Raw genomic sequence first — 13,079 nt, 5'->3', positions numbered from 1 at the left:
GTTCCCGTTCACGGGCGGGTTCGGCTTCACCCGCCGCCGAGCAGGGTCAGGGCGGCGACCACCGACCCGACGGCGACGACGAGCCCCACGAGCACGCGGCGGAGCGGGAGCCGTCGGTCGGCTCCGAGCGGGACGCCGTGCTCGACCACGTCCCGCAGGCGCTCGAGCAGTCCGTCCTGCCCGTCCGATGTCGGCGGTTCGGCGAACACGAGGTCGCTCGGCACAGGGGTCCAGCGGAACGGCCGGGGCGCGGCGGTGCCGTGGACGACGTCGAGTGCCGTTCGTGCGCTCGGTCCGTCACCGTCGAGGGCGTCCTGCAGCGCGTCGAGCACCGGTTGCTGAGCGGGATCGGCCGGGTCGACGCGGTCCCACACCGTCCGGGCTGCGAGCACGAGGGTGCGGGTCGCGTCGGTCGAGTGCGCGGTGCGCGTCGGGGGTGCGGTGCGCGTCGGGGTCCTCGCGTTGGTTGGGTTCGTCGGGGTCATCGGGGTCAGCGGGTTCGTCGGTGTCGTCGGGCTCGTCGCGTTCGTCGGGCGGTCGCAGAGCACGACGGCACCGGAGTCGTCCACCAGCACGTCGTCGATGCCGGCTGTACCGAGCAGGACCGCGCCGTCGTGCACCGCCACCAGGAGCTCCAGGAGCGGGACCGTCAGGGTCACCGCGACGCCGGTGGTCGGGGTGCCGAGCCGGTCGAGCGCCGCCACGAGCGGTGTGCCGATCGGCCGGTCGAGGTCGACCACGAGATGCCCCGTCGGGGTCCGACCGACCGCGGCCACCGGGACGAGGTGCCGCTCGGCGGCCGCGGAGCGGTCGGCGACCCAGCTGAGCACGTCGTGCTCGTTGCCGGTCGCGATCCAGCGATCCGGGTGGTCTTCCGTACTCGTCTCCATGGTGACCAGCGTGGCGGTGGCGCGGCGGGCCTCCAGGCTCTCCCGCACCACCTGTGGACAAGACGTGTTCGCGCACAGCCGGACACGCGACGGTCTCCCCCGGCGCACGGAGGCCGTATCCTGTTCGCATGGCACGCAGCTCTTCCACAGACAAGAAGGCGAAGGAGCCGGGACGTCTCAAGCAGATGTTCCAGGTCTTCCAGATGACCCGAAAGGCCGACCCGTCGTCGGTCTGGTGGTTCGCCCTCGCCTTCGTCGGCCCGGTCGTCCTCGGTGTCCTGCTGGCGCTGCTCCTGCCGGGGCAGAACTGGCTCGCCATCGTCCTGTGGATCGTCGCCGGTGTGCTGCTCGGTGTGCTGCTCTTCCTCATCGTGCTCGGTCGTCTGGCCGAACGCGCCGCGTACTCGCAGATCGAAGGCCAGCCCGGCGCCGTCGGTGCCGTACTGTCGAACTCGCTCCGTCGCCAGTGGCGCTCGAGCGAGATGCCGGTCGCGGTGCACGGTCGCTCGCAGGCAGCGGTCTACCGCGCCGTGGGTCGCCCGGGCGTCGTCCTGATCACCGAGGGCCAGCGTGGCAACCTCAACCGCCAGGTCGACGAGGAGCGCCGCAAGGTGCAGCGCATCGTCCCGAACGTCGCCGTGCACGTGCTGCACGTGGGTGACGGCACCGGTGAGAGCCTGACGCTGCACAAGCTGCCCCGTGCCATGAACAAGCTCAAGAAGTCGCTCAACCGCAACGAGGTCCTGGCGGTCGCGAACCGTCTCGACTCGCTGACGCAGAGCCCCGCGGCCTCGATCCCGAAGGGCATGGACCCGATGCGGGCTCGCGCCGGACGGCCGCGCTGACCGAAGCACCTCGGAACGAGAACGCCCCCGACCAGATCTGGTCGGGGGCGTTCTCGTGTGTGCGTGGAGTGCCGGCGGGGGCGGGGTGTTCGCGAAGCACGCACCGTGCGACCTTCGCTGAACCGTGCGAGGTCGTCGGCTCGGTGCGGGACTCCGACGGCGCACGGGGCGGGCAAACTCGCACCCGATGAGCAACCTCGCACGGTGCGACGGCGCGGCCCCGGCCCTGGACCGTGCGAGGTTGCCAGCTCGGTGCGGGACTTCGACGGCGCACGGGGCGGGCAAACTCGCACCCGATGAGCAACCCCGCACGGTGCGAGGGCGATCGGCGGAGGCCCGGCGCGCAACCTCGCAGGGTGCGAGGGCGCGGCCCCGGCCCTGAACCGTGCGAGGTTGTCGGCTCCGTGCGAGACTCCGACGGCGCACGGGGCGTGCGAGGTTGCCAGCTCGGTGCGGGACTCCGACGGCGCACGGGACGGGCACGCTCACACCCGGTGAGCAACCTCGCACGGTGCGACGGCAAGCGGCGGAGCCCTGCATGGTGCGCGGTTGCGTACTCGGTGCGAAGGGACGGAGCACGCATGGAGTACGCAACCTCGCACCCGACGAGCAACCTTGCACGGTGCCGACGGCCACCGCCCGCGCGCCGCACCAGCCGACCAGCCGAGCCCCGGCTCAGCGGCGGACGAGCACCGTCCCCGCGATGCGGTCGTGCGCACCCCGGCTGTCGCGGTCGATGATGAGCGCCGGGACCACCAGGCAGAGCAGCACCGTCCGGAGGATCGGCCGCCACACCCCCACGTAGCCCCCGCGCATCGGGACGACCCGCAACCCGACGCAGATGTGCCCGAACGACCCGGACAGCAGGCAGATGAACACGATCTGCAGCACGGCGAAGATGGCGATCTGCACCCAGGAGTGCGCGATGTCGCCCGAACCGTTCACCGGCGACCAGACCCCGGTGACGTAGGCGACCAGGTCAGCAAGTGCGCCGTCGATCAGCAGCGCGACGACCCGCCGCCCGATCCGCCCGACACTCCGGGGCCCGGACTCGGGCAGACCGAGGTCCTTGCCCGGCCATCCGTCCGGGTGCTCGGAGGGCGCGGACGGACTGGGAGTGCTGCGGGCCATGGTCCCCAGCGTAGGCGACAGCCCGGGCGTAACACGCCCGAAACAAACCAGTCATGTCCGGGAAACCCCGTGTCAATAGCCTCGTCGGAGGTGCCTTGACCGGTGCCTCCGACATCACCCAACCCATTGGAGATCGGCCCCATGTTCAGCGATTCCTCCGAGGTCCTGGCCTTCATCAAGGACACCGACGTCAAGTTCCTCGACATCCGCTTCACGGACCTGCCCGGTGTGCAGCAGCACTTCAACATCCCGGCATCCACCGTCGACGAGGACTTCTTCTCGGTCGGCCAGCTGTTCGACGGCTCCTCCATCCGCGGCTTCGCGTCGATCCACGAGTCCGACATGCAGCTGATCCCCGATGTCACCACGGCGTACGTCGACCAGTTCCGCGCCGAGCGCACGCTCATCATGATCTTCGACATCTACAACCCGCGGAACGGCGAGATCTACGGCCGCGACCCGCGCCAGGTGGCGAAGAAGGCCGAGAAGTACCTCGCGTCGACGGGCATCGCGGACACCGCGTTCTTCGCCCCCGAGGCCGAGTTCTACATCTTCGACGACGTCCGCTACTCGGTCACGCAGAACGAGTCCTTCTACGCGGTCGACTCCGAAGAGGGCGCCTGGAACACCGGTCGTGACGAAGAGGGCGGCAACCTCGCCAACAAGACCCCGTACAAGGGCGGCTACTTCCCCGTGTCGCCGGTCGACAAGACCGCCGACCTGCGCGACGACATCACCCTCAAGCTGATCGACGCGGGCTTCGAGCTCGAGCGCTCGCACCACGAGGTGGGCACCGGCGGCCAGCAGGAGATCAACTACAAGTTCGACACGATGGTCCACGCCGCGGACGACATCCTGAAGTTCAAGTACATCGTCAAGAACACGGCTGACCAGTGGGGCAAGGTCGCCACGTTCATGCCGAAGCCGCTCTTCGGCGACAACGGCTCGGGCATGCACACCCACCAGTCGCTCTGGTCGGACGGCAAGCCGCTCTTCTACGACGAGAACGGCTACGGCGGTCTGTCGGACCTCGCCCGCTGGTACATCGGCGGCATCCTGAAGCACGCCTCGGCGCTGCTCGCGTTCACCAACCCGTCGATCAACTCGTACCACCGTCTGGTCAAGGGCTTCGAGGCTCCGGTCAACCTGGTCTACTCGGCCGGCAACCGCTCGGCGGCGATCCGCATCCCGATCACGGGCACCAACCCGAAGGCCAAGCGCATCGAGTTCCGCGCGCCCGACGCCTCCGGCAACCCGTACCTCGCCTTCGCCGCGCAGCTGATGGCGGGCCTCGACGGTATCCAGAACCGCATCGAGCCGCACGAGCCGGTCGACAAGGACCTCTACGAGCTCCCGCCCGAGGAGGCCAAGGGCATCCCCCAGGTCCCCGGCTCCCTCGACGAGGCGCTCGACGCGCTCGAGGCGGACCACGAGTTCCTCACGAAGGGCAACGTCTTCACCGAGGACCTCATCCAGACCTGGATCGACTACAAGCGTGAGAACGAGATCCTCCCGCTGGCCCAGCGCCCGCACCCGTTCGAGTACGAGCTGTACTTCGGCGTCTGAGTCTCGCTGACGCACTCGCGCTCTGCGCATGCGCGTCTGAGTCTCGCTGACACCACACGAAGGGCCCCGCACCGTCAGGTGCGGGGCCCTTCGTGTGTATGCCAAAGCGACAGTGCGCTGACTGCCAGGGCGCTGGCACCCGCGAGAGCGACAGAACGCCGCGAACGTTCCGCGGGATTCTGTCGCTTTCGCGAGAGGACGCTGCCACCGTGCGCGCGGGGTGCGGACGCGACCGCCTGGAGGCCCGGTGCCGGTCCGGCGGGCGGGCGCCGGGCCTCCAGGCGGTCGCGACGCACGTTCCTTCCCAAAGCAGCCGGACTGGAAAGCGGAATCGGGCGTACCTGGTCAGAACTCCCGACCAGGTACGCCCGATTCGACCAGGTACGCCCGATTCGACCAGGGACGCCCGGAACCGCGCGAACAGACCAGCCCCCGGGCGCACGGGAACGGGGCCCGCGCCGCCCGGCACGGACCCCGTCTCGCGAACGGTGACTAGCGGCTCGTGGCCAACGCGTCGTTCGTCCCCGCTGCGACGCTCACGGGTGCACCCGTGACCGGCGTGGGACGTCCCAGGGAACGGACGGTCCACCCCGCTTTCACCCAGTCGAGGACCGGGAGGCAGTTGCGCGCGTCGATCACGACGCGGCGCCCGACGAGGTCACCGAGGGCGACCGGGTCGGCGGTGATGATGTCGTCCCACTCGGTGAGCACGAGGACGACGTCGGCGCCCTCGATCGCGTCCGTCATCGACGCGGCGTAGCTCAGCGTCGGGAACGAGCGCTTCGCGGGCTCCATCGCCTCCGGGTCCCAGAGCGTCACCTGGGCGCCGCGGAGGTGCAGCGCAGCGGCGACGTTCAGCGCCGGGGAGTCCCGGACGTCGTCGGTCAGGGGCTTGAACGCGGCACCGATGACGGCCACGCGACGGTTGAGCACCGATCCCCCGGCCGAGTCGATCGCCATGTCGATGACCCGCTGGCGCTGCCCCATGTTGATCTCGTCGACCTGCTGCATGAGGCCGACGACCTGGCCCGCGCCGATCTCGTTCGCGCGGTACATGAGCGCCCGGATGTCCTTCGGCAGGCAGCCGCCGCCGAAGCCGAGGCCGGCGTTCAGGAACTTCCGGCCGATGCGGGCGTCGTGGCCGAGGGCGTCGGCGAGCGTGGAGACGTCGGCGCCGGTGATGGCGCACATCTCGGAGATCGCGTTGATGAACGAGATCTTCGTGGCGAGGAACGCGTTGGCGCTCACCTTGACGAGCTCCGCGGTGGCGAGGTCGGTCGTGATGACCGGGGTGCCCTCGCTGATGGGCGCGGCGTAGACCTCGCGGATCACGGCGTCGGCGGCCTCGGAGGCTCCACCCCAGACCAGACGGTCCGGGTGCAGGGTGTCCTCGACGGCCTTGCCCTCACGCAGGAACTCGGGGTTCCAGATGAGTTCCGCGTCGATGCCGGCGGGGGTGAACTCGCGGACGATACCGCGGAGCCGCGCTGCCGTGCCGACCGGGACCGTCGACTTGCCGACGATGAGGCCCGGGTGCGTGAGGTTCTCGGCGACGCCACGGGTGGCGCTCTCGACGTAGGCCAGGTTCGCGGCGTGCGACCCGGCCTTCTGCGGGGTGCCGACGCACACGAAGTGGACGTCCGCAGCGGCGACGGCCGAGGCGATGTCGGAGGTGAAGCGGAGCTTGCCGCTGGCGACGTGCTTCGTGATGAGCTCGGGCAGACCGGGCTCGAAGAACGGGACCTCACCGGCGGACAGTGCGGCGAGCTTCGACGGGTCGATGTCGACACCGATGGTCTCGAAGCCCATCTCGGCCATGGCGGCCGCGTGGGTGGCGCCGAGGTAGCCGGTGCCGATGACGCTGATGACGGGTGCGGGGCGGGTGTCGGCCGATGCGGTCGACTTCTTGGACTCGCTCATTGCGTGACCTCCTGCAGGTCGTAGTCGATGTCGTTGCGCTTGATGCCCTCGGCGAAGGCCTTGAGGGAATCGGCGCGGGAGTTGAGACGCCAGTCGTTCGTGGTGCGCTTGCCGTCGATGATGGTGGTCGCGGTCTCGCTGAAGTACGCGAAGCCGACGATGTCCTTGTTGGCGGGGTCCGCCAGCGCATCGAAGAGCGAGTTGATCCACTGCGTCTTCTGCGGGTTCGCGACACTCGTGCCGGTCTCGGTCGCCCCGATCTCGTTGAGCATGATGCCCTTGCCCGGCGCGATCTGGCGGAGCTGCGTGAGCGTCGCTCCGAAGGTCGTGCCGAACGTGGGCTGCTCGGTGGCGTCGCGGTAGTAGCCGCTCATGCCGACCCAGTCCACGTAGTCCGCACCCGGGTAGTACTGCTGCATGTAGTCGAGCGTCTGGTACTTCGGGTTGCCGAGCTTGTCGATGCGGCTCGGGGACCAGTCCCAGATGACGTACTTGTTCGCGCCGTTCGCCTGGAAGACGTCGTGCACGTGCTGCCACATCTTCACGTAGGAGCCGGCCGGGTTCTTCTGGGCGTCACCCTCGGACCAGTTGTACCAGGAGCCGTTCATCTCGTGGTCGAGACGGATGACCATCGGCTGTCCGTTGGCCGCCAGAGCCTTGGCGTACTTCGTCAGGTAGGCGTCGAACGACCCACCGGAGATGTCCTCGTTGGTGTACCCGGGGACGTACTTCTGGTCGTTGCCGGTCTGCGCCGGGACGGTCTCCCACGTCATGAGCGGGACACGGCCGTTGGCCCAGGAGCGCTGCACCGCGGGGGCGTTGAACTCCTGGTCGAAGCCCTGGAAGAAGCCGGTCATGTTCGACGCGGTGCCGACCTGACGGGAGACCTCGTCGTACTCGGCCCAGTTGAACGGGGACTGCGCGGTGTACAGGCCGTACCAGCGCGACTGCTGGCCGAGGATCTCGGCCTTGGTCGGTGTGACGACCGGGGTGGCACCCGGGTCGGTCGAGGGACCGGGGTTCGGCTTCGAGCCGCCACCGTTGCCGGAACCAGAGCCGGACCCGGAGCCGTTGCCGGAACCGGAGCCGCTGCCGGAGCCGTTGTCGGACGAGCCCGAGCCGGACCCGGACGCACCGGCCGAACCGGCACCGGACCCGCCGGAACCCGAGCCGCCGCTGCCGGAACCCGCGGCGTTGACGTTGGACGAGCCTCCCGAGTCCTTCGCGGCACCGAGCTGGGACTGCAGCGACGCGATCTGCGCCTTGAGTTCCGAGATCTGGTCGCCACGCGACCCGGCCTGGGCCGTGCGGGAGTCGAGCTTGCCCTCGAGCGACCAGATGCGCTCCTGGGCGGCGTCGAGCTGCGTCTGCAGCTCGGCGGCGGACACCTTCTTGGCCTTCGGCGCCTCGACGCCCAGAGCCTGGTGCACGGCGGTCGAGACGGGGCCGGAGGGTGAGATCCACACCGACCAGGTGATGAGGCCGAGCGCCAGCACGATGGCCGTCGTGCCGATGGCCGTCCGGCGGGCGTGCTTGCTGGACTGCGCCCACCAAGCACTCGAGGAACGGATGAAGTCAGACAATGAGGAACGCCTCCAGGGCGAAGATCGCGATGCCGATCACGTACGGGATCGCTGCGTACGGGTTGTACCGGCGGGCTCGGGCGGGGGCCGGCGCGGCTGCTCGCTGGGCCTCCTGCTGCGCGACCGCTGCTGCGGCCTCGCGGCGGGTGGCGAGCACGGTGGTGGTGGAGTTGGTCGCCGCGTCGGCGCCGAAGAGCTCGTCGAACGCACGGTCCACGGCCACCTGGTCGACGGTCTCGAGCGGAGCGGGCGAACCAGCGCCCGAACCCGCCTGCCCGGACCCGGCCGACCGGGCACGTTCGTCGTCGATCGGACTGACCGGGACCTGCGCCGCGGAGGACAGCGGCTGGACGGCGTCCGCCGGGTCCTCCTGCATCGGACCGCCGGCGTAGGCGCCGGCCCGGGTCCCCCAGCCGGACGCGTGCGCCAGGCGGAAGAAGCCGATGAGCCGGATCGGCATCAGGAAGAACGTCGACACGATGATGAACATCGGCAGGCGGAAGAAGTCGCTCGGCTTCTCGGACAGGTGCCGCATCTGGCGGATCGCCATGCTCAGCACGCTCGAGATCACCATGAGCGCCGCGACGTAGACGAACCCGGTCGAGAAGCCGTACTGCGACAGGATGCCCTGGTACAGGTTCTCGCCCTGGCCGGTGAAGGCACGGTAGATCCAGCCGGCGATCACGCCGAAGAGCATGAACGGCAGGATGATGTCGGTGATGAAGAACGCCGCGAGGACCGGCGCGTGGCCGAGCATCCACGGCAGCATCCGCAGCGTGTTGTACTGCGAGCCGCGGGCCCAGCGGAGCTGCTGCTTGAACAGCTTCTTCACCTGCAGCGGGGCGTCCGTGTAGACCAGCGACGTGTACTGGTAGACGGTCCGGTACCCCTCCTTGAGCGTGAGGTTCGTCAGTGTCCGGTCGTCCGAGACCTCGAGGAACACGCCCATGAACTTCTCGTGCATGAACCGGTCCATCACCCGCATGAGGATGCTCCGGCGGAACGCGATGGTGCGCCCGGGCAGGCAGCCGATCTGCCCGAGGACACTCTGTGCCGGCATCGAGTAGAGCGCCCGCGAGTTCTCGAGCCAGTCGGCCCAGCGGGTGATCCAGCTGCGCTCCGGTTCGAGGATGCGCTGCCGGGTCGTCACACCACCGACGGACTCGTCGGCGAACGGCTTGAGGAGTTCCTCGAGCGCGCCGGGGGTCCAGACGGTGTCGGAGTCGACGAGCACGGTGATGTCGCCGTTGGACATCTCGGTGCCGACCTTGACGGCGTTGCGCTTGCCCGGGATGGGCGTGTGGGTCCAGCGGACGAGCGGGGCGAACTCGTCGCAGACCTCCTCGAGCGCCTCGTTGCGGGCACCGTTGATGACGACGATGATCTCGCCGGGCTGCTGCTCGACCATGCGGCCGATGACGTCACGGAACAGGTCGAGCGGTTCGTCCACGACGGGGACGACGACGCTGGTGGTACCGACGAAGGTGCCGGTGAAGGGGCGGTAGCGGGCGGAGATGACGACCTTGAGCAACCAGAGCAACCAGATCACCGCGGAGTACACGGCGAACAGGTAGAACTCGGGGTGGCCTTCGACCATCTGCCTGATCTGCAGAATGAAGGTGAACACTGATCCCTGCTTCAACGTTCGAGGTGGAGATTCCGCTTCATCGGGGAATCAGGGCCGGTTCGGGTGATGCAATTGATGCAGAACCTGAACGCGCGCGCAACGCGGCCCCCGTCCGGGGGCGTTACGGGCACGTTACGGGGTACACACCGGTCCCCCTCTCGGCCGGTCGGAGCGGTCCCCCGTGGTGCTGACAGCACTCCTGCGGACCGCGCCTCGACGCAGCGTCGCCCTGATGGGCGACAGGTGCGGCCTGGAGGCACGGGTCGGGTCTGACGGAAAGCCCAGGTCAGCAGGTGGTCACGCGGCGTGTCGGGGGACGTCGGAAAAGGTCCCCTGGCGGTCCGGTGGGAGTTCGGTCACGGCCCGGTAACGAGCGGAGCTCTGTTTCGAACAGGGGTACGAAGAGGGTGCCGTCGGGGGACGTCGTGCGACACGGAGAATTAACCTTCGATGGCTGCTCAGGTCGGGTCCGTCCGCGGACGCTCGGGCGTGTCGCGGGGTGCTCGGCGCTGCGTCGGCGGCCGGTCAGGCGCTGCGTCGCGGGCGGGTCAGGCGCCGTAGAACTCGCGCTCGAACACCTGCCGTGCTCGCCGCGTGACGCCGAGGTAGTCGTCCTCGAGGCGGCTCGCGGAGCCCGGCGGGTACTCCATCAGCCGTGCGACACCCTCGAGCTGGACGCGGTCGACGGGCAGCACGTCGGTGGTCTTCCCCGACCACAGCACGAGGGCGCTGCGGGTGCGCGACGCGAAGCGCCAGGCGGCCCCGAGCCGCTCGCCGTCCTCGGCGCCGACCAGTCCGGCGTCGACCGCGGCGTCGAGCGCCTCGAGCGTCGACGTGGTGCGGAGCGACGGGATCTCGAGCGCGTGCTGCAGCTGCAGGAGCTGCACGAACCACTCGACGTCGCTGAGTGACCCGCGGCCGAGCTTGAGGTGCCGGGCCGGGTCCGCGCCGCGGGGCAGCCGCTCCGACTCGACGCGGGCCTTGATGCGGCGGACCTCACGCACCTGGTGGTCGTCGATCCGCTCCGGGTACCGGGTGCGGTCGGCGAGGTGCTCGAAGTCACGCAGGAGCTGTGCGTCGCCGACGGCCCCGCGGGCGCGGAGGAGCGCCTGCGCCTCCCACGTGAGCGACCAGCGGGCGTAGTAGGCGCCGTAGGACTCGAGCGTCCGCACGACGGGACCGTTCTTGCCCTCGGGGCGCAGGTCGATGTCGAGGTCGAGCGGGTGGATCGTGTCCTCGGTCAGGCGGTTGAGCTCGCGCACGATGGTCTGGGCGGTCCGGGACGCGACCTCGGGCGCCAGGTCGGGGGCCCGGTACACGTACAGCACGTCGGCGTCCGACCCGAAGCCGAGCTCCCGCCCGCCGTACCGGCCCATCGCGATGATGCCGAACTCGAAGCCCTCGGGGGCGTCACGGCGGGCGAGCGCGAGGGCGCCGGCGAGGGTGGCCTCGGTGACGTCGCTCAGGGCCGGGCCGAGCCCGTCGACGTCGAGGGAGCCGAGCACGGCGGCCATGCCGAGCCGCAGGGTCTCCCGACGTCGGGCCGACCGGAGCAGGGCCGCGGAGCCGTCGACGTCGTTGCCGTGCCGGGCGGTGGTCGCGGTCATCTCGGCGAGCAGGGAGTCGATCGGCCGCGGACGCAGGAGCGCCTCGGGTTCGTCGAGCCAGGCGACCGCTTCGGGGAACCGCTCGAGCAGCCCGGACAGGAACGCCGACTCGGACAGCACGGTGGTGAGCGAGTGTGCGGCACCGGACGAGTCGCGCAGCATGCGGAGGAACCAGCTCGACTCCCCCAGCCCGTCGCTCAACCGCCGGAAGGCCAGCAGCGCACGGTCCGGCGCCGGCCCCTCGGCCATCCATCGCAGGAGCACCGGGAGCAGGTTCCGCTGGATCGCCGCGCGTCGGCTCGTGCCCTGCGTGAGGGCGCGGATGTGGCCGACGGCTCCGGCGGGGTCGACGAACCCGACACCGGCGAGCCGGTCGACGACCTGGTCGTTGGTCAGGACGATCTCGTCCTCGGTGGAGGCCACCGCGGACAGCAGCGGCCGGTAGAACAGGCGCTCGTGCAGCCCGCGGACCTCGAGCTTCACGGCGCGCCAGCGGGCCTCGAGCGCCGGGGCCGATGCTGCGACGCCGCTCGACCGGGCGAGCACCCGCAGCTCCTCTTCGTCGGAGGGCATCAGGTGCGTCCGCTGCAGGCGCCGGAGCTGGATGCGGTGCTCGAGCACCCGGAGCAGGGCGTAGTCCGGCCCGAACCGAGCGGCCTCGGCACGGCCGACGTACCCGGCGTCGGTCAGGGCGTCCATCGCCTCGAGCGTCGATCGCACCCGCACGGACGGGTCGTCACGGCCGTGCACGAGCTGCAGGAGCTGCACGGTGAACTCGACGTCCCGCAGGCCACCGGGGCCGAGCTTGAGCTGCCGGTCGACGTCGGCGTCGGGGATGTGCTCGGTCACCCGCTCGCGCATGCGCTGCACCGACTCGACGAACCCAGGCCGGGTGGAGGAGTTCCACACGAACGACGCGACGGCCTCGGCGTACCGGTCGCCCAGGTCGGCGGATCCGGCGATCGGACGGGCCTTGAGCAGCGCCTGGAACTCCCACCCCTTCGCCCAGCGCTCGTAGTACGCCACGTGCGAGTCGAGGGTGCGGACGAGTGCACCGTCCTTGCCCTCGGGCCGGAGGTTCGCGTCGACCTCCCACAGGGCGGGCTCGGCGGCGAGGTCGGTGATCGCGTGCATGGCGGCGATCGCGATGCGGGTGGAGACGAGCACGGCCCGGTCGGTGGGGACGTCGTCGGTGGGCTCCGTGACGAAGATGACGTCGACGTCGCTGACGTAGTTGAGCTCGCGCGCACCGGCCTTGCCCATGGCGATCACCGCGAGCGGGGTCGCCGCGACGTCGGCCGCGGGGAACGGCACCTCGCGCCGGGCGATGTCGACGGCGGCGTCGAGGGTGGCGCCCGCCAGGTCGGCGAGTCCCGCCGCGACGGCCGGGAAGGCATCGGTCGGCACGGCGTGCAGCACGTCGAACAGGGCGATCTGGGCCAGGTGCCGGCGGTAGCGCACCCGCAGGCGCATCCGTGCGTCCTCACCCGTGGCACCGTCGACGGCCTCGGTCAGCGACGCCGTGTACCGCTCCTGCGACCACGGTTCGCCGACCGGTTCGAGCAGCAGTGCGAGCTCGGCCGGACGCCGGTGCAGGAACTCCCCGAGACCGATCGAGGCGCCGAGCAGGCGGATCAGGCGCTCGGTCGCGGCGTCGTCCGTCAGGACGGGGCGGAGCTCGTCCGGCGCGCGCTCGAGCAGCCGCTCGAGCATCCGCAGGGCGCCGTCCGGATCAGCGGTGCCGCCCCAGAGCGCGGCAGACCCGGCGACCGGCAGCGGCACGTCGGGGCCGAACCGGGCCTCCAGGTCGGCAGCCCGCTCGAGGCTCTCCGACAGCTCGGCGAACCCCAGACGGGCCAGCTCCGAACGTGACGTCGTCGTCCGACCGGTCATGTGGAACGTGCTCCCGA

General features: G+C 70.3%; 8 protein-coding genes. 2 read left to right on the top strand and 6 right to left on the bottom strand.

Annotated elements, in window-relative coordinates; translation table 11 throughout:
• Positions 1-26: 26 nt before the first annotated feature.
• The gene (locus tag DEJ08_RS08610; protein WP_146248495.1) at positions 27-890 is read right to left on the bottom strand and encodes a hypothetical protein; all 864 of its coding nucleotides are present in this window, start codon (positions 888-890) and stop codon (positions 27-29) included.
• Positions 891-1,018: 128 nt separating this feature from the next.
• On the opposite strand from DEJ08_RS08610, the gene DEJ08_RS08605 reads away from it, so the two are divergent.
• Positions 1,019-1,735 carry a DUF4191 domain-containing protein gene (locus DEJ08_RS08605; RefSeq protein ID WP_027465455.1) on the top strand — a complete coding sequence of 239 codons (717 nt, stop codon included), beginning with the start codon at positions 1,019-1,021 and terminating at the stop codon, positions 1,733-1,735.
• A gap of 675 nt (positions 1,736-2,410) precedes the next feature.
• Here the strand turns inward: DEJ08_RS08605 and DEJ08_RS08600 are convergent.
• Positions 2,411-2,866 (bottom strand): RDD family protein, encoded by a 456-nt coding sequence (locus DEJ08_RS08600; RefSeq protein ID WP_071244549.1) that lies wholly within the window; start codon positions 2,864-2,866, stop codon positions 2,411-2,413.
• 141 nt (positions 2,867-3,007) lie between these two features.
• On the opposite strand from DEJ08_RS08600, the gene glnA reads away from it, so the two are divergent.
• On the top strand, positions 3,008-4,432 hold the full coding sequence (gene glnA / locus DEJ08_RS08595; RefSeq protein WP_027465453.1) for a type I glutamate--ammonia ligase: 1,425 nt from the start codon (positions 3,008-3,010) through the stop codon (positions 4,430-4,432).
• A gap of 492 nt (positions 4,433-4,924) precedes the next feature.
• Here glnA and DEJ08_RS08590 read toward each other — a convergent pair whose 3' ends face one another.
• The 4 genes from DEJ08_RS08590 to DEJ08_RS08575 form a co-directional block, all read right to left on the bottom strand.
• On the bottom strand, positions 4,925-6,352 hold the full coding sequence (locus DEJ08_RS08590) for a UDP-glucose dehydrogenase family protein (protein WP_071403961.1): 1,428 nt from the start codon (positions 6,350-6,352) through the stop codon (positions 4,925-4,927).
• Complete coding sequence (locus DEJ08_RS08585) at positions 6,349-7,935, bottom strand: glycosyl hydrolase (protein ID WP_111054593.1); 1,587 nt, start codon at positions 7,933-7,935, stop codon at positions 6,349-6,351. Before DEJ08_RS08585 ends, DEJ08_RS08590 begins: the two co-directional genes overlap by 4 nt.
• Complete coding sequence (locus DEJ08_RS08580) at positions 7,928-9,562, bottom strand: glycosyltransferase family 2 protein (RefSeq protein WP_111054594.1); 1,635 nt, start codon at positions 9,560-9,562, stop codon at positions 7,928-7,930. Before DEJ08_RS08580 ends, DEJ08_RS08585 begins: the two co-directional genes overlap by 8 nt.
• A gap of 548 nt (positions 9,563-10,110) precedes the next feature.
• Positions 10,111-13,062, bottom strand: coding sequence for a bifunctional [glutamine synthetase] adenylyltransferase/[glutamine synthetase]-adenylyl-L-tyrosine phosphorylase (locus DEJ08_RS08575; protein ID WP_111054595.1), 2,952 nt, complete (start codon positions 13,060-13,062; stop codon positions 10,111-10,113).
• Positions 13,063-13,079 lie beyond the last annotated feature (17 nt).

The organism is Curtobacterium sp. MCLR17_054 (genome assembly GCF_003234335.2).
Classification (GTDB): domain Bacteria; phylum Actinomycetota; class Actinomycetes; order Actinomycetales; family Microbacteriaceae; genus Curtobacterium; species Curtobacterium flaccumfaciens.
The sequence above is the reverse complement of the archived record's forward strand: the minus strand, read 5'-3'. Positions and strand labels throughout refer to the sequence as shown.

Bases quoted from the DNA above. Each gene is read 5' to 3' on its own strand.
- DEJ08_RS08610 (WP_146248495.1), bottom strand. From the start codon at position 890: ATGGAGACGAGTACGGAAGACCACCCGGATCGCTGGATCGCGACCGGC.
- DEJ08_RS08605 (WP_027465455.1), top strand. From the start codon at position 1,019: ATGGCACGCAGCTCTTCCACAGACAAGAAGGCGAAGGAGCCGGGACGT.
- DEJ08_RS08600 (WP_071244549.1), bottom strand. From the start codon at position 2,866: ATGGCCCGCAGCACTCCCAGTCCGTCCGCGCCCTCCGAGCACCCGGAC.
- glnA (WP_027465453.1), top strand. From the start codon at position 3,008: ATGTTCAGCGATTCCTCCGAGGTCCTGGCCTTCATCAAGGACACCGAC.
- DEJ08_RS08590 (WP_071403961.1), bottom strand. From the start codon at position 6,352: ATGAGCGAGTCCAAGAAGTCGACCGCATCGGCCGACACCCGCCCCGCA.
- DEJ08_RS08575 (WP_111054595.1), bottom strand. From the start codon at position 13,062: ATGACCGGTCGGACGACGACGTCACGTTCGGAGCTGGCCCGTCTGGGG.